Source organism: Myroides indicus, from assembly GCF_004364575.1.
GTDB classification, from domain to species: domain Bacteria; phylum Bacteroidota; class Bacteroidia; order Flavobacteriales; family Flavobacteriaceae; genus Flavobacterium; species Flavobacterium indicum_A.
Genome location: NZ_SOAG01000033.1, coordinates 1 through 21,444 on the forward strand (window position 1 = coordinate 1; position 21,444 = coordinate 21,444).

Consider the following 21,444-nt stretch of genomic DNA (forward strand, 5'->3'; position numbering starts at 1 on the left):
AATCCAAAGCAGTTGATAAATCTCAAAGCGATCTGCTAATCTATAACCCCGAACCCGGAAATGCCTTAAAACCCATGAGCCTGGCACAAACCAATGGAAAATACAAATCACAAATAAAAACATATGCCCTGGGAATCAAAATAAAATATGCCTTTTAAGTAGCGGAGAAAATCTGTAACTTCACAGCCAAAATGCATCTTCATTATTTTCTACAAATATCTCTTCATCATCTGCTGCTCTTATTTTTTGCAGCTGTTCTAAAGTTGCTTTTTCCTGTATTAACGGAAACAATACTCGCTCTTCAAACCGAATATGCTTGTTTAATAAATTTTGAATTAGATTAAGATTATTTTCAATGTCTTTTTGACTTTCAAATAATTTTATCAGTTTTTGATGCTCATCCAAAGCCCTTTCAATTTCGGGATGAGCATTACCTAAAACGGAAAAAACTACAGCTTCTTCTACCTCAAAGTGATGTTTTAGATAATTTTCAAAGAACCAGCTACAATATTTTTTTATTCTTTCTGCAGAAATACCTTTGGCAAATCCAGTTTTAATTTTCCAGCACAACAGCAATCCATGATGGTGATCGTGACTCAAATACCTTAGTTCTTCTATCCTTTTTAAAGGTTTTGTTTTTTTAGATTCCTCCATAACGCACAAAACTTCCTAAAATTAACATTGCAATACTCAACAGCGTAACCAGCAAAACGTGAATTGTCATTAGAGGTAGCATTTTTATATTTTTTTTTAAAGCAGGCAAAACATAAAGCTGTGCACTCAGTGCCAGCAACACTATTCCAAACAAACACATCAGTTTTAAAGATACGACTTTTTCTATAGGAAACGAAAAAGAAAACCAGTTTCCAACCCTGACATTATACATATACGCCATCCTTATTCCTGTTATTACCAAAAGCAATAGCGCCGGCATACCTATTTTTTCATATTTTTCCTCAAAATCAAACAGCAATCCTGTATCTTTCTTTTTCCACACTTGCGGTAAAACAATACCGCTAACCAAAATATGTCCGCCAACCCAGATCGTGGCACACAGCAAGTGAATAATCAGCAAAAGGTGTAATTCATTCATAATCTGATTTTTTTATTAAGCGAATTCAGTGTAAACAAGATTCCCACAGGGAATCCTATCGAAAATAAAAACAATAATCCAAAGTCATTTTCTAAAATAACTTTCCCTGTCAGCATTTTTATTCCCTGCAAAAACAAAATTATTTCTGTTGCTATAAATGCTGTCAGCAAAAAGAACGCTCCGGTTTTGATATTGAAATTTAATCTTATTTTTTGTAGTTTAATCATAAACCAAAAGCCTAATCCCGTTAATATTCCAAGCATGTTTAAGTGTATAAATCCAATAATCCAACTTCTGACTACTTGTGTTTGCGCAGCAAATACTTCCGAAGCTGTTATCATCTGCATCAAAATTCTGAATACAAAACAACACAATGCCAACAGCATCCAAATATAACCATGACCGAATTCTGTTCGTTTTTTTAGAACATCCCAAAAATTTTTACTCAACACAGCAAAAGCCAGCAACTGTAGCGTTACCCCACCTGCATTGACCCAGTAAAATTGTGCGATATCAAGATACCACGCCAGGATTAATCCAAATGTCAAAACAACGGAGAGTATCCACAGTCCGTAAAACAATCCAAAATATTTTATGCGTTTACTGCTTAAAAACCAATTAAAAATCAAGGTCAAAAAAGCTGTAAAAAACCAACCATTAAATTGAAAATGCAAGAAAAACTGAATACAAATCTGATAAAAAGCGCTTGTTTTCCCCATCATACCTACGGCAGGTCCTAAAAACCATACCCCCAGGGTAGATATAAACATAAATGCCAAAGCTGTTTTTAAAAGCAATCTTATCTGTTTATTTACAAGTCTGTTGTTTTTCCACAAATGATAGCCAAATAAATATGAGCATATGATATGAAGAGTCGAAAAGGTAATAGATGCCGCAGCATATCCCTGAAAGGGAAAAGTAAGTGCCATGCCTAATACTGCTGCTTCAGTAACCCAAAATAAACGGACATAAAACCGGTTCTCCTTGTCGTTTTTGATACCAAAAAAGTGGACAAACAAAACGTATACCAACATATATAACCACCCTAACAAAGCAATATGTGAATGGGCATGCAAAATGTACAAATAAGTTATACTCTCATTTATAGAAGGATATACAAACGCCGCCCTTAGCAACAACCCGAAACACGCGGCTAACAAAAAGTTAAACAACGGTACAAAGAAGAATATTGATTTCATACAAAAAGACTAAAATATCCTGTTTTGCTAAAGTACATTTTTAATCTAAAAAAGACTTAAAAAAAACCTCTTTTTTTGTGTTTCAAATAAGAAAATTTTCTTCTGAAATCAACGCCTAGAAATAAGTTTCATTAAAAAAAGAGATTATGGGATTACAGGTTATTACATACAATTAAATTAATCTAAATAAATACAAATATAGCTTTTAAGGTCAAAAACTAAAAAAAGAGATTCACGATATTAAAAAAACAAACAACAGTTTTAAAAATAATTTTAAGATAAAATATTAAATATATAAAAACAAAAAACAATAATAAGCAACAATATTACCAATAATGTTAAAAAAAATAGATTAAAGTAATAATTATTTTTATTTAGATTAAGTATAAATAATTAATAAGTTTGTAACAATATTTTTTACTGAAACTCATTATAATAACCAATATGTATAATCTATCTCCCATATACTTAAAACTATTACTCACTACATTCTTGCTATGCTTCTTTTTTACAACTAATGCTCAGCAACGATTGATTAAAATTATTGATTCGGAAACCTTATCTCCTATTTCCTCCGCAAAACTAGTTTTAACAGATAATCCGCATCAGCCCTTCTATACTGATGACCAAGGTAAAATTATACTTACAGAAACCGGGAATCTTTCATTTTATATAGAAGCTTTTCAATATCAGATTGTCACAGAGACACTTTCCGCAAATGAATCTACAAAAACAATAACAATGATTCCGGACAATAAGATAATAGGCAATATTGTAATAACAGCTTCCAGCACAGGAATTAAACGTATTAAAGATACTCCTATACTTATTCAGATTATCTCCGGCACAAAAATTACAGAATCGGGGTTTACAGGTATACAGGATGCATTGATGAATGAAATTCCCGGTATGAATTTTCAGAAAGTAGGCTTCGGAACCGATATAAATGTTGCAGGTTTAGATGCACGGAATATATTATTTCTGATAGACGGAGAAAAACTGACCGGAGAAATGGCAGGTAATCTCGATTATCAAAGGTTTAATATCCACTCTATAGATCATATAGAAATTATAAAAGGAGCCTCTTCCATATTATATGGTTCTATGGCTTCAGGAGCGGTTATTAATTTAATTACTAAAAAAACGGATCAAAAATTTTCGTTTACTGCCGGCGTACGTTATGGCGAAAGGAATCAAAAAAATTATAAAAACCCAAAAAAATCAGATTTCCTGTATATGTATGAAAAAAATGTTGATAAGCCAAACCTTCAGAGTTGGATATCTATGGGTAGTAATTTGGGTAAGGTTACCCTACAAACAGATATTCAATACACAAGCACAGATGCTTATTATTTATTTCAGTCTGGATATGACGAAAAAACATTCCGCAAAAACCCTGAAATAGGACTGATGCAGGATACCGTTGTAAGAAGTTATATTGAGCGACCTCCACTTGGAATAGAAGGAGATGAATTTGTAAACATATCGCAAAAAATTTATTATGATCCTCTCGAAAATTTACATTTTCAAGCTTATGGAACCTATTTTTTCATGAATACCTACGATCTGATTCAGGATTTAATTTTTAACCAGACCGAAGATTTTTCAGGAGGCTTTAAAGCCGATTATACCTTTAAAAATATAGGTCAATTATCAGCTAGCATACACACTGATCATTATAAACGTTTTAAAAGACATGAGCGCATTGACGAACAAAAAAAACTGTACGATTCTAAATTATTGCAACCCAGATTAAAATTTACTTCGCGCTATTTTAACAAACACGAATTTACATTAGGTATAGAACAAAATGTAGAAAAACTGATTAGCGATCGGTTTGGAAGAAAAGGTACCCTAACCGAAAGAGAATCTAAAGAAATTGAAACCTATATTCAGGATGAATATTCAGGAGTTAACAATACCAAAATTGCTTTAGGACTGCGTACTTCTTATAACGAATTATTCGGAACAAATATATCTCCAAAATTTTCTGTAAAATATGACTTAACAGATGAGTTAGGTCTTCGCTTTAATTACGCTTCGGGTTATCGCATTCCAACAATAAAAGAAAAGTTTTTTGACTGGGATCATCTCGGCATGTTTCAGATAGTAGGCAATCCTGATTTGAAACCGGAAAAAAACAATTATTTTTCCCTTTCTACGGAATTCCAAAGCAACGGAATCTTTATAAACTTTAACGCCTATGCAAATTATTTCAGAGATAAAATAGAAGGTGTATGGCGAGTATTTGAATTTCAATACAATTTTGAGTATCAGAACCTCAACAAAAGCAATATCAGAGGATTTGATGTTTTAGGAAAAGGCAAAATAAATAACAGCTTTGGTATAAACTGGTCTTACTCTTATGTAAATGTCAGCAAAACAAACGGCGTACAACTCAATACCGCATCGCCACACAATGCCAATATACAGTTTGAATATAGCTTTAAGCGCCAAAATTACAATTTAAAAGCATCTTTAAGTACCAACTTGATAGGAGCCAAAAAATTCAACGTACAAGACAAACTAATGATTAACAGTAAGCCTACAGATACTTATTTTGAAGTTGATTTGCCTACCTATTCGATGACCAATCTGGTTGTTAATCAAACCTTTTATAATCATTATAAACTGACACTGGGAGCAGATAACATTTTTAATTACAAACCTTCTTTGTTAGGTGCCGGCGTATCAATGTTCAACATCCCCGCCACACCAGGCAGAAGAGTATTTGTTCAATTTGAATATAAATTTTAAGTCTATGAAAATCGATTTACACGCTATACAAAAAACAATATTGATACTAATCATTGCTGCGCTGCCTGCTGCTTGCGTAAAATATGATGCCTTGCCTTACGATGGAAAAAATCTTCCCCGAATTACAGAATACAGCAACGACTGGCTGTATTATAACCTCAGAAAAGATGAGTTTTTGAATCCTTTTTCTTCAGGTGATTCGATTTTCAGAACTTCCGATCGCCCTATTGTTGAAGGAGAACAAAAAGATCGCATGGACTGGGACATTGCCTTTAACCGTTTCAATATCCGAACCAACAGCGGATTAAGCGGGAACGGCAAAGGAGGCGCATACGATATGGGACTTGTAGCATATGAAAGTATCAATTCCATAACACAAATACCGGATGAAGCCGTTTTTGTTACCGATACAATCATAAATATTACTATGAGTCAAGAACAGTGGATATTGGAAAGCAGCAAAACTGGTAATACTGATCCATGGTTTAACCCCAATAGCGGTCCTCAACAAATGAAATCAACAGCCAATCCACTACTGGCAAATGCTCTGCGTTTTTCCGGTCCGCCACCGTCCTATCAGCCCTCATTTCACGTGTATATTATCCGAAGTGCCGACGGTGTCCGTTTTTTTAAACTGTTAATCATAAGTTGGTACGATGCCGAACTTGAAATTGGCGAAAACGGCGGATTAATCAGCTATAAATGCAACGAAATTTTTTAAATAACTAAATAATAAATAATCATGAAACAAAAAATTCTAAGTTTTGCAACTATTGTTTTTTTGGCAGTACAGTTTATTTCCTGCTCTTCTGATGACAATACAAAGATTGATAAAGAACCGAATGATAAAGAACCAATAGAAACCGTTGCAATAAACGACACTAAACTGATTGCAGCCCTTAAAGAGCTGGGATACGAATTTGAAGGCAATGACATAAAGGTTGACCAAAAGGTAAAAGAAACCCAAACACTAAATCTGTCTTCCAAACAAATAAGCGATCTGGAAGGAATAAAAGCCTTTGAAAACCTGAACGAAATAAAACTGGCAGATAACAAACTTGATATGGAGTTTGACTTTAATCAGCTGCCCGAAACCGTAACCGCCATAGAGTTGCAGGGCAATGATTTGTATGAGTTTTACAATCTGGCAGAACGCAGCATTGACAAACTGTACCTGCCCGAAAAAGCACGGTTTAATATGGAAGATGTACTCGACTTTTACAAAGCCAATAAAGATGCTGTGGACAACGGAACCATTGATATGAAAATGACCGTAAAAGGAGGGCTTAAAACCTATACAACCCTGAGGGAAATTCCCGACCCGATTTTGAGAGAATATATGCAGGAAACTTTTCCTTCTTTATTTCCCAACGCCGGCGATTTACTCGATATAGCTACCCCGATGAGAATACCCGAAAATACAGCGGAGTTTCAGTTAGGGCGAGAATTTAATCAAAGTAAGACAAAAGATCCAAATTACGACGAAACAAGAGACCCGGATTCTTATGACAACACTTACCTGTGGATGGATGAAGCAGGAGAAGAATTTAAAACCACGAAAATAGAAAATTATGAAGGAATACAATATGTGCTTCAGCATAAAGACTATGGAGCCACCTGGATTAATATCAACAATAACCATCAGGCAAAAAACACGACTATTGAATATTTAAAAATCCCGGACAACGGTATAAGCTGGTTGTGGATGCGTAATTTTCATATTGCCAGAGGAGTTAAAATTACAAACACCTCGCTAAAACAGTTAAATTTTACATTTATGTCGGGATTCAAAACGCTTGATTTAAGCAGCAGTGCCGATTTGTTTGTTGGCGGTTCGCTAACCATGTCCACGCTTAAGATAACAAACAACCCCGATCTGGAAGAAATCATCGTACCCAAAAGCAAATTGTCCGATATGCAATGGGGGCAGGTTCAGCTACTGTATCTTCCCAAACTGCAAAAAGCGGATTTCTCTCACCTGAACTCTTTTTGGGGTACCTCATGGTTCCGAGGACTGCCGGCGTGGAATGTTGAATTCCCGAAAACGCTGACCGAAGTTGAGCATCAAATATCTATTAGTTTTGACGATGTAATGCTTACCACCCACAAAGAAAAATGTATTGAATTGATGCACAAAGTAGAAGCTTCTACACCTAATTTCCGGTTTTTATACTGTGGTATAGATCCTAATAAAGGTAACAGATGGTCAAATACAATCTTTATGGATAAAGATGGAAACCTGTTGTAAAAGAAAACAGTTATGAAACAATTTTTATATTTTATGTTGCTGCTGACTGCCTTTGTTTTTACAGGAGCATGCAGCACTTCGGAGTCCGAACCGGAACTGGAAGAAGAAAAAGAAAATCTTTTTGAACAAAAGTTCAAAAACAAAGAAGTGATTATCTATACGCGGGCGTTCCGTGCCAACGGAGAACGAACCGTAGGAGAAATGGGCATGCCCGTAAAGTTTAAATTTGACTACGACAAAAACGAGCCCAACAAGCTCTATTTTGAAATGCCCGAATTTCAGTTTGGCAAAATGCCGCTGGCGGCAACCATCAGCGGCAATCTGGATATCATCAACAAATATGTAGATGCCTATCCCGAAAAAAAAGACTGGATTTATTTTGGTACCCGTAGCAGCAAAGCCACCGCAGGCTCTTATGTTTATAACGACAAGGGCGAAAGAATACAGCATGATTCCAGTCCCAGCGCAGAGGTAAACGGGTATTACAATCCCAATACCAACGAGATTTTTATGGACATTAACTTTAAGCTGATGAGTGTTACTTCTATCTCGCCCGATCAGGCTTTTGACATCTATCCGCTGGAACAGTATCTGGAGCTGCTGGACAGCTATTATGACGTTCACCGCCAGATTGACAAAGTGCGAAACAACATGTTTAATTTTTCCGAACAGCTGTTTAGCTGTACCATAACGGATGCCGACGGCAATAGTTCAGAGATAGACATTCCGCTTACTTTTAGTTACGACATTGCTCGTCCGGATCACACCCGGGGAAAAATAGGTCCGGTAAATTTTGAGCTGGCAGGCAAAACTTATACCGCCTCCTTTGAAGGAGATATCAGCTTTTTGTTTAACCCCGACCCGCCTATATATGAAACGTGGAAAACCCCTATCCATTCCAAGCTGCTGCAATGCAACCAGCCTGATACGGCTTACATAACTGTAAACGGACAACGTACCGAAGGAGGAACGCTCAGCGGCATCTGGCGTTCTACAGACTGGCTGGGCGATCATTACGAATACGCCAAACTGAGACTGACCGAAATGGACATTGTCTTTAACCAGGGGGTAAAAATAAAAATCAATGTTGGAGCGATAAGAAATTGATTAAGCATTTTTTTTGAAGTATAGCATTATAGCACAGATATCCATTAATAAAAAAATACTAAACACAAAACATATTATTTAGTAATCATTTTTAAATTAAGTAAATATGAAATATTTTAAATTTTTATCCGTTTTCGCGCTTTTTGGAGCGCTGTTTTTGACGTCATGTAGTACAGACGACAAAGATACCCAACCAACCGATCAGCAAATAGAAAACAAATCGTTTTTTCACGATTTGTTTCATCCCGACGGCTTGCAAAGCAACAGCCGTTATACCACTTTTGCTGCCGGTGATTATGCCGGAACCTATACCGGAACCTATGTAATCAACAGTATGCTTGCCGGTTCAGGTCCGGGCGATTATGACGATGTGGAGGACAAATCTATTACTATAACTGTAAACGAAACCGCACAAACCATCGATTTGGAAATAGAACCTTTTAAAGTAGGATCAATGCCTGCCAATATTAATATTGAAATGTATAGTATTCCTTATACTGAAACTGGAAACACCGTACATTTTCAAGGTACGGAAACAAATGGCTTCAGCGTTATGGGAGTTTATTCAGACATTGATGTGGACGGTACCATTACCAAAAGTGGCACTACCTATACCATGGCGCTAAACTTTCTTGCCAATGGCTCATGGGGTTCTATGATCATTAATGCAGACGTAGATTTTACAGGAACCAAGTAATATAAGTAATAATTATAATAGTAATTTTCGTGATTTTTTCACAAATGTATTGTGTTTAGTTAGTAATTGAAGCGGCTTTTCAGCCGCTTCTTTTTTGATATAAATATCAGTTTCCGGACATTATTTTTTTCTCCAACTCCACCGAAGCTGGAAAAAGAATATTGTTTTCCAGATGAATGTGCTTGTGCAAGTCTTCCTCAAATTCTTTCAGCATAGCAAATGTTACCCGATAGGTATTGCACGCATCGGCAGGCGGATTGTAGTTATCTGTCAGCGAAGCTATTTCCCTGAAACGCTCTCCTTCTCCATCATGTTCGTGCATCATCATTGCCACAGGATTTTGTACTGTACCAAAATGCGGTTGATCCAGTGGTCTGCCTGTAATAGAGGCATCTACCATTTTTCGGATAAACGGAAACAACATCAGTTCTTCTTTTTTCATGTGCTGTGCCAGTTCTTGTGCACATCCCACAAACAATTCGTGAATTCGGAACAATTCCGGATGTCTGTCGCCGTGTACTTTGCACAGTTTATCTAAAAACTGCAATAAAACCGGCGTTTTTTCTTCTACATAGCGGTGATGTGTTTTTTGTACATAATCTGCCAGCAAATCCAAAGGCCACATTCTGAAATCGATACTGTTATCTGATTTTTGAGCTAATACTCGTTCAAGTTCCTGCTCTAAATCTCCCTGATTTAGCTTCTTTTTTTCACACGCTTCGGTCAGTGTTCTTCCTCCTTTACAGCAAAAATCAATTCCGTATCGGCTGAATACTGCTGCTGTTCTAAAATCTTCGGCTACATAAGAGCCCACTGTTTTATTTTCCATAATTATTTCTTTTTTATTGTTAGTTTAAATACAAATATTGCTGTTGCTACAATCCCTACTGCAAAAATCACATCGCCTATTGTTCGCAGCCATTTTAATACAATCATCATCGGCTGCTGCATCAATTCGCTTGATCTGGCATACCACATGCCGTGCTGAATACTTTCAACCGCCTGCCATATACCGATAGGCAGCAGGCTTAAAAATGCCATGAGTAGCAAACCGATGTTTAATCCCCAAAAACTTATTTTTAACATTTTTTCGTTCCACTGTACATTTCTGTAAATGCTTCTCAATACAAACAGCATTAATCCTATCCCAAGCATGCCGTACACTCCAAACAAAGCAGTATGACCATGCAGTGGCGTTGTATTTAAGCCCTGAATGTAATAAAGTGCTATCGGGGGATTGATAATAAAACCAAATACTCCTGCTCCTAAGAAGTTCCAGAAAGAAACTGAAATCATAAAGTAAATAGGCCATTTATAATCTTTTAACCAATCTTTTCTACCAGATAACTGATAATTTTCGTACGCCTCATAACCGATAAGCGTTAAAGGCACTACTTCCAATGCGCTAAATGTTGCTCCCAATGCCATTACTGCTGTTGGTGTACCACTGAAATAAAGATGGTGGAATGTTCCTATTACTCCGCCGGACATAAAAATAATGGTAGAGAAAAGTGCTCCGTTGGTGGCGGTTCTCGATTTAATCAACCCCATTCTCACAAATATAAATGCCAATACCACGGTAGCAAATACTTCAAAAAATCCTTCTACCCATAAGTGTACTACCCACCATCTCCAATATTCAGCAATGGCAAGATTAGTTTGTCTGCCCCACATTAATCCGGCGCCATAAAACAATGCAATTGCCGCACACGAAATCAAAAATAATACAATGAGGTTTTTGTGATTTTGCTCTGTTTTAAACACCGGCAGCAATGGACGAACCATTAAAGCCAACCAGATAAATAATCCTGCAAACAGGAATATCTGCCAAAATCTACCTAAATCTACATACTCATATCCTTGGTGTCCAAACCAAAAGTTTTGTGCTAAATCTAATTTTTGCATAATCCCGAGCCACTGTCCGAACATGGAACCCAACACGATAATCAAAAGGGCATAGAACAAAAAGTTCACTCCTAACACCTGAAACTTCGGATCTTTTCCTCCTACTGCAGGGGCAATATACAGTCCTGTTCCCAGCCACGCAGTAGCAATCCAAAAAATAGCCAGCTGCGTATGCCAGGTACGGGTAACGGAATACGGCAAAATTTTGTCCAACGGAATACCGTAAAGTCCTTGTCCTTCTACCCCGTAATGAGCGGTTAAAATGCCCAACAATACCTGTAAAATCATCAGCAGACATACTACCCAAAAGTATTTTTTAAGCAGCGTCATACTTTTTGTCGGTTCTCCGTTGCTCAGCGGATCTTCTTGAGGGATAGGCAATTCGCCGTGTTTTTTAGAAGCAACGTGATAATAAATCAATACGCCGATAAAAAAGATTAACAAGATAATACTCACCCCCGACCATGCTAATAAAGGAGTCGTAGCTTTATTGCCAACTAAATCTTCTGCCGGCCAGTTATGAGTATAACTTATATCTGAATCCGGACGATTAGTAACTGTTGCCCAAGTTGCCCAAAAGAAAAATGCGTTCATTTGTTTCATCCGAACTGGATCTTTGACTGCATTAACCGGAATGGCGTAATCTTTTCTCAGCTGATCAAATTCAGAATCATCTGTAAAAAGTTTTGAATAATACGCATCCATATACTCTCTTGCCAAATTTCGCTCATTAGAAATAGTCAGTGTCTTGGATGTTTTATCAAATGTATTTTGACGAATATTGGTCTGCAGCCTCACTACCATTGCTGCCTGTTGTTCTGCATTTAAGTTGTCATAACTTTGTCCATATTCTGCATCGGCATAATAATCCAGTAAAAACAGGGCTTCTCTGTGTAGATAATCTGCGGTCCAGTCGGGAGCTACATATGCTCCGTGTCCCCATATTGAACCTACTTCCTGTCCACCAATACTTTGCCATACATTTTGTCCGTCCTTAATGTCGGCAGCTGTTAATACAACTTCTCCGTTTTGATTAATTACTTTTTCCGGTATAGGCGGCGCTTCCTGATAGATTTCTATACCAAAATACCCTAGTACCCCGAATGAGAACAGCATCACTATTGCAAATGCTATCCATAGTTTTCTCTGATGTTTATTCATAATATTTATATAGAAGACTTTTTTATCTTTTATTGTTTTAAAATAAAAGGGAAATCTCATTCCCTCTTCTTTTTTACTATTGTATTTTTAAAAAAGTGTCGCCTGATTTAATTCCCATCGAAAGCTCTTCAATAGTAGTTGTTTCAAGCATCTGTCTCAAATTTTCGCGTATTTCTTTGAACTTCTCGTGTACCGGACAAGGGTGCGTTTCTGAGCATTTTGGCAACCCCAATCCACAGCCTTTGTAAATCGAGTCTCCGTCAATAACGTTTACAATTTCACAAAGTCTAATCTCCTTTAATCCTTCAACCGGGATTTCAAAACCACCGCCAACACCTTTAATTGATAAAATGATACCGCTTTTAGCCAGCTTTTGTAAAATTTTTGCTGTAAACGCTTCAGGCGCTCCAACTTCTTTTGCAATCTCTTTAAACCCGACTCTTTCCCCTTTCATAGACGAAGTAGCTACAAAAATAACAGAGCGTATTGCATATTCACAAGCTTTTGAAAACATACCTTTTAATCTTTAGGACAAATATACAAAGTAATTTTTATATAAAAAGACAAAAACATCTTTTATTGTAAAAATATTCTATTAAATGTTACACGCCTTTAATAACTCTTTTTTAGTTTTGGAACTAATACCTTTCATTTCTTTGAGCAAGACATTATTTTCATCAACTATAAAAAATGTTGGTGTTGTATCTATATTTAAATAAGTATGAGTAAACCGATATCTATCCCAAAAATTTGTCCATTGGATTAAGTTTTTTATTTCGGGTATATGGTACTGCCATATTTCATACGACGAATCATCCCAAACGGTTATAATTTCATATTTATCGATATCTATTTTAATCTGAAGTTCTGCCAAAAAAGCCATCGAAGCCTTGGAATATCCACATCCGGTTGAAGTATAACATATTATCTTCTTTTTGTTGTTCTGTTGAATCAGGCTTGTCAATTTTAAATCCTTATTAAATAGTTCAACAGGCATTAATTGTTTACCTTTTTTAACAGGAATTTCCTTTTTTGCTTTTAAAAAAGTATCTAATAATTTGCCGTAATAACTTTCTTTATAGTCTTGATCTAATCCTGCTAAAATATCTTCCAGAAAAGCCAAATCTTTACTTTCTTTGAAAAAATAATCATTATACAGAAAATACAAGGCAGGAAAAGAATTGCTGTTTTGTTTTATCAGCTGTTTTCTCTCCTTTTTATCTGCGTATTGTATTTGCTCGGATAAGCTCTGATCATCCATGATGGGATGAAGCTCATATTCGTTCTTTTTTGACAAATCTATATTGAGCTCTACCTCGCTAGATTCTACCCATAAATCAGGAGTATAATAATTAATCTTTCCTGTTTTCATATTAATTCCTGCAAGCGAAATTTTAGTTGGTAAAACTGGAATGTCGACCTCTTTAGCATAGGTATTATCTTCTGAAACATCTAATGAAGTTAGGAAATCTCCGGTACTAATAAAAATCTGACCAACACTTTCTGCTTTTAAAATTGTTCCTTTAATCGTGATTTTATTTTGTGCATTACAAATTGTCACTATCTGCAAGAAGGCAAATACGATAAAATATAGTTTTTTCATAGTCAATTTTGGTATAAATTATGGGTACCTGTCAATATAATCTTTTTTATCTGCTTGTTAATAATATGACAAATAAAAAAATCGGAATATTCCCGATTTCTTTTTATCTCAACACTAAATCTTTGATAACTTCTTTTCCTAAATCATCATTAATCATTCTTATGATCTTCTGCTTGCCATAACTCAGCTCTTCTCTGAGGATAGGAGATGAAAGAGCCACATATAGTACTTCTCTTTTTAAAACGACATCCAGTGTATAGTTAGCAATACCGGGACCTAACAAGTTTATCCATGCATTCCTTGCATCAATATTATCTATACCTTCTTCTAATCTGTTTTCGCGAATAATTAACTTTAAAACGTCTTCAATACTGTTTTCTTCTCTAAGCCTCTTATATTCGTTAAATTTTTTCATTCTGCATCCTCGCTATTTACAGCATCTGTTCTTTTGTAGTAATAAATAATATCGTGTTCGTTTTTCAATATTAACTCATCCTTTTTAATTGTCATCAGCTGCTCTTTCCATTCGGAGAAATCAGTTTTGTAGTTAATCCAAAATACGCTGCCTTCTTGTTCAATTTTTATTTCTTCGGGTATATCATTTGTTAGATATTCTCCGTTAAACTGAGGCATTAATTTTTGTCTGAATCCTATACCTTCTTCATTCACTTCAAAATAATCAACGGAAGCATTAAAACTGTAATCTTTTTCAGTTCCGTCAGGTAATTTTGCTTTTTCTATCTCCCAATACCCGGTTAAAAGAGAATAATCACCCACAGAGATTTCTTTCTTACACGATGACATCCATACAATCAAACTGCACAGAAGTATGTATTTGGTTTTATTCATATAGCTTTTATTTAAAGAAAGAATCTACAAATTCATATTTATTAAAAACCTGTAAATCTTCTATTCCTTCACCTACGCCAATATATTTCACAGGAATTTGAAATTGGTCTGAAATACCGATCACCACTCCTCCTTTTGCCGTTCCGTCCAGTTTTGTAACTGCCAAACTGGTCACTTCTGTTGCGGCAGTAAATTGTTTCGCCTGCTCAAACGCATTTTGTCCTGTAGAACCATCCAGTACTAACATAACATCATGAGGCGCATCACCAATAACCTTTTGCATAACGCGTTTTACTTTAGAAAGCTCATTCATCAGGTTAACTTTATTATGTAAACGTCCTGCTGTATCTATAATCACAACATCTGCCCCCTGAGTTACGGCAGACTGCAAAGTATCAAATGCTACTGAAGCCGGATCACTCCCCATATTTTGTTTCACTATCGGAACGCCCACCCGATCCGCCCACACCTGAAGCTGATCGATGGCTGCTGCTCTAAAAGTATCGGCAGCCCCCAACACCACTTTTAATCCTGCTTTTTTAAACTGGTAGGCAAGCTTGCCTATCGTTGTTGTTTTTCCTGCACCATTTACGCCAACCACCATAATTACATATGGTTTATTACCGTCCGGAATTTCGAATTCAGTAGACTCGCCCGATTTTGTTTCAGACAAAAGCGCAGCGATTTCCTCTCTTAAAATCTTATTCAATTCATCCGTACCGACATATTTATCACGGGTAACTCTTTCTTCAATTCTTTCAATAACTTTAAGCGTAGTATTTACGCCGACATCGGAAGTAACCAGTACTTCCTCTAAGTTATCTAAAACGTCATCATCTACTTTAGACTTTCCTGCCACTGCTTTAGTGAGCTTGTCAAAAAAAGAAGTTTTAGACTTTTCTAGTCCTTTATCCAAAGTTTCTTTCTTTTCTGACGAAAATAAACGCTTAAAAAAACTCATAACAATACAATTATAAATACAAATATAAAGAATATAACAATATGCTTCAGCATGTTTGGCGGAACAAAAATGCAAATACGGGAAAAAAGAAAAGCCGTCTAAAGACGGCTTTATTCAAGATTATTTTAATGGTAAATTACTTCTTATTCAAGAAATCATCTACAAAATCAGGAGCCATAACAGCTTCTACAAAAGTGTAAGCACCCGTTTTTGGAGATTTAACCATTTTAATTGCTTTAGTCAGCTTCTTAGACGAAGCAGATCTTAAAGTTGCTACGGATTTCTTTGCCATGACTACTAATTATTTAATTTCTTTGTGAACTGTTACTTTTTTCATGATTGGATTGAATTTTTTAATTTCCAATCTATCAGGAGTATTTTTCTTATTCTTAGTTGTGATGTATCTAGAAGTTCCTGGTAAACCAGACGCTTTATGTTCTGTACATTCTAAGATTACTTGTATTCTGTTACCTTTCTTTGCCATCGTATTCTATATTTTATGGTCTGATTATTTTACTAATCCATTTGCTCTTGCATCTTTCAACACAGCAGCAATACCTTTCTTATTAATTGTTTTTAATGCAGATGTAGATATTTTTAAGGTTACCCATCTGTCTTCTTCAGCAATGTAGAAACGTTTTTTAACTAAGTTTACAGAAAACTTTCTCTTAGTTTTATTCATTGCGTGAGAAACGTTGTTTCCAACCATTGCTCTCTTTCCAGTAATTTCACAAACTCTTGACATTATTACTTATATTTTATTTCAATATTCAAAATCAGGGTGCAAAGTAACGAAAAAGAAAACTATTAAACAAAATCTTTTCAGATATTTTTTAATATTTCCTTATACATCAATTCCAGCCCTTTTGAAACAGCATTATTCACTACTCTTTCACGAGGCGACGGAAAAACAAATCGTTGGGCATACGTCTTTTCGGGAGTTGCAATTCCGATATACACTGTTCCTACTTCAGCTTCAGAGTCTCCTTTAGCAGGACCGGCATTTCCTGTAGTAGCAATGGAATAATCTGAATTAAACAGCATTCTTGCCTGTCTTGCCATTTCCATAGCAACAGCTTCGCTTACTACACTATTTTCTTCAATTAATTGAGAGGCTACCTTCAATACATCTATTTTTGCCTGCGTAGCATATACTACAACTCCACCTTTAAAATATGCAGATGCGCCGGGGCGTTCGCTAAACAGCGCTGCCAGCTTTCCTCCTGTACAACTTTCTGCAAAGGAAATAGTTTTTTCTGTTTCCTGCAACCTTTTTGCTACCACTTCGTTTATCTCAATATCTTCTTCTGCTATAATGTATGATCTGGCATTAACGGGCAACAAGTCAATCTGATTTTGGAGTGTCTGATCTATTTTTTCTTTGTTTTTGCCTTTTAGCGATAATCGCAAGCGCACTTTTCCAAAGCCGGGCAAATAAGCAAGGTGAACATCTTTAGGCAGATTACTTTCCCATTCATTCAGATGTTCTGCCAGTAGGCTTTCTCCTATACCGTAAGTAACAATTGTTCGATGTCCGTTGTAATTTCCATTACTTTTTTTTCGCAATAGCGGAAGGAGTTCTTCTTCAAAAATAGTCTTCATTTCAAACGGAACTCCCGGTAATGATACGTAAATCGTATTTTCTCGCTGCATCAGCATTCCCGAAGCGGTTCCAACACGGTTAAACAGAATATGCGCCTGAGAAGGAACTTGTGCCTGCAACTTGTTTATATCTGAAATTGGTTTGTTGTAAAAAGCCTCTAATAGCACGGTAACGTGATGAAGAACCTGCTCATTTTCAATTAATTTATCCGAAAAGAAATCGCAAAAAACTTTTTTGGTTACATCGTCTTTTGTAGGACCAAGACCACCTGTCATCACTACTAAATCTACTTTGTTGAGCTGATTCTGAAGCGCAGTAAAAATTGCCTCACTATTATCAGCAACAGTCAAAATTTCTGTTACTTCAACGCCTATATTATCCAAAGCCTTAGCCATATAGACAGAATTAGTATCTACAATCTGTCCGATCAAAATTTCATCTCCAATGGTTATCAAGCTTGCTTTCATTGCTTTATACTTTAAAGTGAAAGGTCTTTTTTAAGTTCTTTCACTGCGTTTTTTACGTGAAGCTTAAATGATTTAAAAATTTCTTTTACTTCTTTTTTTTTGCCTTCGCGCAAAATCCATGCTTTAATATCATGAGCTTCCTCTAAAGCAGAATCCATTCCTAAAAGTTCTAAAAAAGGCATTATAAAATGGAGCTGTTTTTTTACTCTATTGTATTTTTTTTCTGTAATCCCCATTTTCATCTTTAAGAGACTTTGGGGCGCTCCTTCTATAAAAACAAGTAATTTTTCTTTAATCGCTTCAGGATTTTCTTTACAGTTTTCATACAACGGTCCTAAATTATAATACAATGCCATATATGCTATTTTATTGATAACCGGAATATTTCTTTTCCATTCAGCTCTCCCTCCAAAACGTCGCCTGGTACTATTCTTCCTACCCCGGCAGGAGTTCCTGTAAAAATCAAATCTCCTGTTTTTAAGGTAAAGTACTTCGACGCCTCTGCTATTACCTGATCTATATTCCAAATCATTTGAGCCGTAGAGGCTCGCTGAACTATTTTTTCATTCTTTTTTAGTAAAAAAGAAGTGTCAAATATATCTTCCAGTTCTGTTTTGGAAATAAAATCTCCGACAAGGGCTGAATTGTCAAAAGCTTTTGCTTTTTCCCATGGCAATCCTTTGTCTTTTAATTTTTGCTGTACGTCTCTTGCCGTAAAATCAATTCCCAAAGAAACCTGATCATAATACTTATGTGCAAATTTAGGATTGATATATTTCCCTACTTTATTGATTTTAACAACTACTTCTGTTTCATAGTGAATATCGTCTGAAAAATCAGGAATAACAAAATGAAATTCTCTGTTTAATAAAGCCGTATCGGGTTTGATGAATAAAACAGGTTCATCTGGGCATTCGTTATTGAGTTCGGAAATGTGTCCTACGTAATTTCTTCCTATGCAAATAATCTTCATAAATCGGAGCTATACTAAAATTTAGTATTCAATTTTCTCAACTTAATGCCTGTCAGTACTTTTTTAGTATAAAGCGGAAAATCAGCATTCTGAATCCATCCATAATATCCCGGTTCATTCGTTAACACATCTTCAACTAAAACCCCTTTGTGCTTGCCGAATGTAAAAATCTCCTTCCCTTCCTTGTTGAGTGCTATAAATCCTGCAAAATCCACTGATTTTTTACGAGTCGTAAATTCAGATAAAACCTTCATATCGTTTTCCAAATCGGTATATCTGTCCAACTGGGCTTTTAAAATTTCGTAGGTTGCATTTGTATCTGCAGCTGCAGAATGAGCATTTTCGAGGGTTTGATTACAGTAAAAGCGATAAGCTGCACTTAGGGTTCTCTCTTCTTTTTTATGAAAAATAGTTTGTACGTCTACAGATACTCTATTACCCATTTCAAAATCTACTCCTGCTCTCAGCATTTCTTCTGCCAATAGCGGAATATCAAAGCGGTCAGAATTAAATCCTGCCAAATCTGAATCTTTAATCATATTGTAGACATGAGAAGCTAATTCTTTAAAAGTAGGCTCGTTGGCTACTTTTTCATCTGTAATACCATGTATTTCCGAAGCTTGTGCAGGAATTGGTCTTTCGGGATTTACCAACCATGTTTTACTTTCTTTATTGCCATTCGGATAAACTTTTAAAACAGCAATTTCTACTATTCTATCTCTAGCAACATCCACACCTGTTGTTTCTAAATCAAAAAAACAAATGGGTCTGTGTAATTTAAGTTCCATTAATTTTACTTTTATCTACACAAATATAAAAAATGTTAGACAGTATAACTTACGATTCTCAAAAGTTTTATCTTTATTACATTTAACACAATAAACTATTTCTAAAAACATCAACTACATAAAAAAACATCCCAAAATAAACACAGTAGTTAAAAAATGTTTTGTTTTGTTGAAATATTATTTTATTTTAGCGTTGACTAAGCATCAAAAAACTATTATATGAAAAAGCTAATGCCGTTATTTTGCCTGTTTGTTCTAACAAGCATTTTGATTAGTTGCCAAACTACAGAAACTATCGTTTCTTCACCTTATAAGCTTAAAAACAACAATACTACCGTTTACTCCGCCAAAACTTTTATGTTTAAAAATTACTTTTTTACATATAAAAACGGCGAAGCAACTTTAGTATACCAACAAGATAAATCATTAAACAAAGATTCTGAGCCGGTTTATCTGACTTTGTATGAAAACAAAAATGCTATCCATTATCAGGAATTCAGAGACTCAAGCAAAAAGATTATTGTAAAAATTCTCAACGAAAACGAAGTAAAGTTGCGCATCAACAAAGCAACACACACCCTTTACAATCCTGATTACATAAAAGAAATAAATGCTGATACTGACAAAATTCTTGCTGATATCGCCATTTGGAAAGAAACTAAGTATTAATACCAAACTAAATTAACTATAACAAAAAGACTTCGATCGGCTTGTCCTGTGTCGAAGTTTTTTTTACTTCAATTGCTCAAAAGCTTTTACTTCAAGTTTGAGCCAACCTGGAATTTCAATAGATTTTTTGTTCTCCAGATCAATCATTACCTGAACACTCGAACCATGAGCATGAATTATCGGAGAATGGTCTTTCTCTTCACTGAGGATGACATACTCTATTTCAAAACTTTTAGTTCCCATTTTAGAAATACGAACGCCTATTTTAGGGTTCTTGACTTTTAAACCAATTTCCCGTACGTAATTGCAGTTTATATTCGCTATGACAAACATGTGTTTGTTCCAATTCCATTTCTTACTCGCTTTTGTCATGTACTTACCTCTTCCCGTTTGAAAATAATCAATGTACAGTACATTATTTACATGTCCTAACGCATCCAAATCATTCCACCTGATTTCCAGTGGATGGTAAAATTTAAAATCTTCTATTTTAAGATTCATTATTCTCTATTTTAAATATATGTAACAGACAATTTATAAAATCCGTTTATCTCCTAAAAGGTTTTAACGCAACTTTAAAATATTTCTGCGTTGAGCAATAAGTTTTCTTCTCAGGATGAGATATTTAAATATCAAACGATCATACCACAAAGCAAATAATAGCAGTGCAACAGGAATAAATAATGTATAAATTTCTAATTGCTGATAAACGAAACCTCCCAAAATACAACCTAAGAAAAAACCTCCTATGATAGAAATTTTCAACCCTATACTTCTCCTGAGGCTTCGCTTTTTGTAATGCTGTTTAAAAAATAGAAAAGAAAGCTCTATTCCCAAATCCGTAAATAACCCTGTAAGATGAGTTGTTCTGACAACAGATTGAGAAACTCTTGTTACTAAAGCATTTTGCAACCCCATGGCAAATAAAAGCATCGATGCAATAGCCTGATCGACACCTGTATAAAACAGACTACAGACCATAACCAAAATAAAAAGCGTTATTTCTAAAAAAACAGGCAAAATATAAGTTGATCGAAATCGTATACGCTTTGAAAAATCCATCAGTAAACTGGATATAAAGGCTCCTCCCAAAAAAGAAAAAATGTAAATTAAAAATAAACCGGCAAGACTATAGTCCTTAAAGAACAGTTCTTCAGAAAAAAAAGCAAAATGCCCCGTCACATTGGTCGTTAAAACCTTGACAGATAATACACCTACAATATTTACTATTCCTGCTACTGTTGATAATATGGAAGCCAATTTTAAATTGTGGAAAAAGGTTCTTCTTCTTCCTTCATGTCTTAACATTGCATATTAAAATAAAAGAATTTAATATCAAATTTAACAACAAAATCAACATATCA

General features: G+C 35.4%; 25 protein-coding genes. 6 read left to right on the forward strand and 19 right to left on the reverse strand.

The annotated features are described in order from the left end of the window. Positions 1-180: 180 nt before the first annotated feature. The 3 genes from C8P70_RS12060 to C8P70_RS12070 are packed head-to-tail and all read right to left on the reverse strand — an operon-like array spanning position 181 to position 2,292. Positions 181-654 (reverse strand): hemerythrin domain-containing protein, encoded by a 474-nt coding sequence (locus tag C8P70_RS12060; protein ID WP_133713572.1) that lies wholly within the window; start codon positions 652-654, stop codon positions 181-183. Then, the gene (locus C8P70_RS12065; RefSeq protein ID WP_133713573.1) at positions 641-1,093 is read right to left on the reverse strand and encodes a copper resistance protein CopD; all 453 of its coding nucleotides are present in this window, start codon (positions 1,091-1,093) and stop codon (positions 641-643) included. The genes C8P70_RS12060 and C8P70_RS12065 overlap by 14 nt, the downstream gene beginning before the upstream one ends. Beyond that, positions 1,090-2,292 carry a hypothetical protein gene (locus C8P70_RS12070; protein ID WP_133713574.1) on the reverse strand — a complete coding sequence of 401 codons (1,203 nt, stop codon included), beginning with the start codon at positions 2,290-2,292 and terminating at the stop codon, positions 1,090-1,092. The genes C8P70_RS12065 and C8P70_RS12070 overlap by 4 nt, the downstream gene beginning before the upstream one ends. Before the next feature lie 531 nt (positions 2,293-2,823). On the opposite strand from C8P70_RS12070, the gene C8P70_RS12075 reads away from it, so the two are divergent. The 5 genes from C8P70_RS12075 (at position 2,824) to C8P70_RS12095 (ending at position 9,101) form a co-directional block, all read left to right on the forward strand. After that, positions 2,824-5,049: a TonB-dependent receptor plug domain-containing protein gene (locus tag C8P70_RS12075; protein WP_243832706.1), complete on the forward strand. Its 2,226-nt coding sequence runs from the start codon at positions 2,824-2,826 to the stop codon at positions 5,047-5,049. Between the two features lie 4 nt (positions 5,050-5,053). Beyond that, complete coding sequence (locus tag C8P70_RS12080; RefSeq protein ID WP_133713576.1) at positions 5,054-5,770, forward strand: HmuY family protein; 717 nt, start codon at positions 5,054-5,056, stop codon at positions 5,768-5,770. A gap of 21 nt (positions 5,771-5,791) precedes the next feature. Then, entirely contained in the window at positions 5,792-7,297 is a 1,506-nt protein-coding gene (locus C8P70_RS12085; RefSeq protein WP_133713577.1) for a leucine-rich repeat domain-containing protein, read from the forward strand. 12 nt (positions 7,298-7,309) lie between these two features. Further along, a complete protein-coding gene (locus tag C8P70_RS12090) occupies positions 7,310-8,404 on the forward strand; it encodes a DUF4903 family protein (RefSeq protein ID WP_133713578.1) in 1,095 nt (364 codons plus the stop codon). A gap of 106 nt (positions 8,405-8,510) precedes the next feature. Then, a complete protein-coding gene (locus tag C8P70_RS12095; RefSeq protein ID WP_133713579.1) occupies positions 8,511-9,101 on the forward strand; it encodes a calycin-like domain-containing protein in 591 nt (196 codons plus the stop codon). A gap of 106 nt (positions 9,102-9,207) precedes the next feature. Here the strand turns inward: C8P70_RS12095 and ric are convergent, their stop codons facing one another. The 14 genes from ric to C8P70_RS12165 form a co-directional block, all read right to left on the reverse strand. Beyond that, entirely contained in the window at positions 9,208-9,930 is a 723-nt protein-coding gene (gene ric / locus C8P70_RS12100) for an iron-sulfur cluster repair di-iron protein (RefSeq protein ID WP_133713580.1), read from the reverse strand. Positions 9,931-9,932: 2 nt separating this feature from the next. After that, positions 9,933-12,167 (reverse strand): nitric-oxide reductase large subunit, encoded by a 2,235-nt coding sequence (locus tag C8P70_RS12105; RefSeq protein WP_133713581.1) that lies wholly within the window; start codon positions 12,165-12,167, stop codon positions 9,933-9,935. Between the two features lie 76 nt (positions 12,168-12,243). Next, the gene (locus tag C8P70_RS12110) at positions 12,244-12,681 is read right to left on the reverse strand and encodes an RrF2 family transcriptional regulator (protein WP_133713582.1); all 438 of its coding nucleotides are present in this window, start codon (positions 12,679-12,681) and stop codon (positions 12,244-12,246) included. Positions 12,682-12,762: 81 nt separating this feature from the next. Then, positions 12,763-13,770 (reverse strand): TlpA family protein disulfide reductase, encoded by a 1,008-nt coding sequence (locus C8P70_RS12115; RefSeq protein WP_133713583.1) that lies wholly within the window; start codon positions 13,768-13,770, stop codon positions 12,763-12,765. Positions 13,771-13,873: 103 nt separating this feature from the next. After that, positions 13,874-14,185, reverse strand: coding sequence for a DUF721 domain-containing protein (locus C8P70_RS12120; protein ID WP_133713584.1), 312 nt, complete (start codon positions 14,183-14,185; stop codon positions 13,874-13,876). Continuing rightward, positions 14,182-14,619, reverse strand: a complete 438-nt coding sequence (locus C8P70_RS12125; protein WP_133713585.1) for a hypothetical protein — start codon at positions 14,617-14,619, stop codon at positions 14,182-14,184. Before C8P70_RS12125 ends, C8P70_RS12120 begins: the two co-directional genes overlap by 4 nt. A 7-nt stretch (positions 14,620-14,626) precedes the next feature. Beyond that, complete coding sequence (gene ftsY, locus C8P70_RS12130; protein WP_133713586.1) at positions 14,627-15,580, reverse strand: signal recognition particle-docking protein FtsY; 954 nt, start codon at positions 15,578-15,580, stop codon at positions 14,627-14,629. Positions 15,581-15,716: 136 nt separating this feature from the next. Continuing rightward, positions 15,717-15,872, reverse strand: a complete 156-nt coding sequence (locus tag C8P70_RS12135) for a DUF4295 domain-containing protein (RefSeq protein ID WP_133713587.1) — start codon at positions 15,870-15,872, stop codon at positions 15,717-15,719. A 9-nt stretch (positions 15,873-15,881) separates the two neighbouring features. Further along, complete coding sequence (gene rpmG / locus C8P70_RS12140) at positions 15,882-16,064, reverse strand: 50S ribosomal protein L33 (protein ID WP_006260303.1); 183 nt, start codon at positions 16,062-16,064, stop codon at positions 15,882-15,884. Between the two features lie 24 nt (positions 16,065-16,088). After that, entirely contained in the window at positions 16,089-16,325 is a 237-nt protein-coding gene (gene rpmB, locus C8P70_RS12145; RefSeq protein ID WP_133713588.1) for a 50S ribosomal protein L28, read from the reverse strand. Between the two features lie 77 nt (positions 16,326-16,402). Next, the gene (locus tag C8P70_RS12150) at positions 16,403-17,650 is read right to left on the reverse strand and encodes a CinA family nicotinamide mononucleotide deamidase-related protein (RefSeq protein ID WP_133713589.1); all 1,248 of its coding nucleotides are present in this window, start codon (positions 17,648-17,650) and stop codon (positions 16,403-16,405) included. Positions 17,651-17,661: 11 nt separating this feature from the next. Then, positions 17,662-18,006 carry a histidine kinase gene (locus C8P70_RS12155; protein ID WP_133713590.1) on the reverse strand — a complete coding sequence of 115 codons (345 nt, stop codon included), beginning with the start codon at positions 18,004-18,006 and terminating at the stop codon, positions 17,662-17,664. Between the two features lie 5 nt (positions 18,007-18,011). After that, the gene (locus C8P70_RS12160) at positions 18,012-18,623 is read right to left on the reverse strand and encodes a fumarylacetoacetate hydrolase family protein (RefSeq protein WP_133713591.1); all 612 of its coding nucleotides are present in this window, start codon (positions 18,621-18,623) and stop codon (positions 18,012-18,014) included. 14 nt (positions 18,624-18,637) lie between these two features. Continuing rightward, positions 18,638-19,411 (reverse strand): 3'-5' exonuclease, encoded by a 774-nt coding sequence (locus tag C8P70_RS12165; protein WP_133713592.1) that lies wholly within the window; start codon positions 19,409-19,411, stop codon positions 18,638-18,640. Positions 19,412-19,630: 219 nt separating this feature from the next. Between C8P70_RS12165 and C8P70_RS12170 the strand changes: the two genes are divergently transcribed. Then, positions 19,631-20,080: a hypothetical protein gene (locus C8P70_RS12170; RefSeq protein WP_133713593.1), complete on the forward strand. Its 450-nt coding sequence runs from the start codon at positions 19,631-19,633 to the stop codon at positions 20,078-20,080. Positions 20,081-20,143: 63 nt separating this feature from the next. Here C8P70_RS12170 and C8P70_RS12175 read toward each other — a convergent pair whose 3' ends face one another. Beyond that, complete coding sequence (locus tag C8P70_RS12175) at positions 20,144-20,581, reverse strand: acyl-CoA thioesterase (protein WP_133713594.1); 438 nt, start codon at positions 20,579-20,581, stop codon at positions 20,144-20,146. A 63-nt stretch (positions 20,582-20,644) separates the two neighbouring features. After that, a complete protein-coding gene (locus tag C8P70_RS12180) occupies positions 20,645-21,388 on the reverse strand; it encodes a YoaK family protein (protein WP_133713595.1) in 744 nt (247 codons plus the stop codon). Positions 21,389-21,444 lie beyond the last annotated feature (56 nt).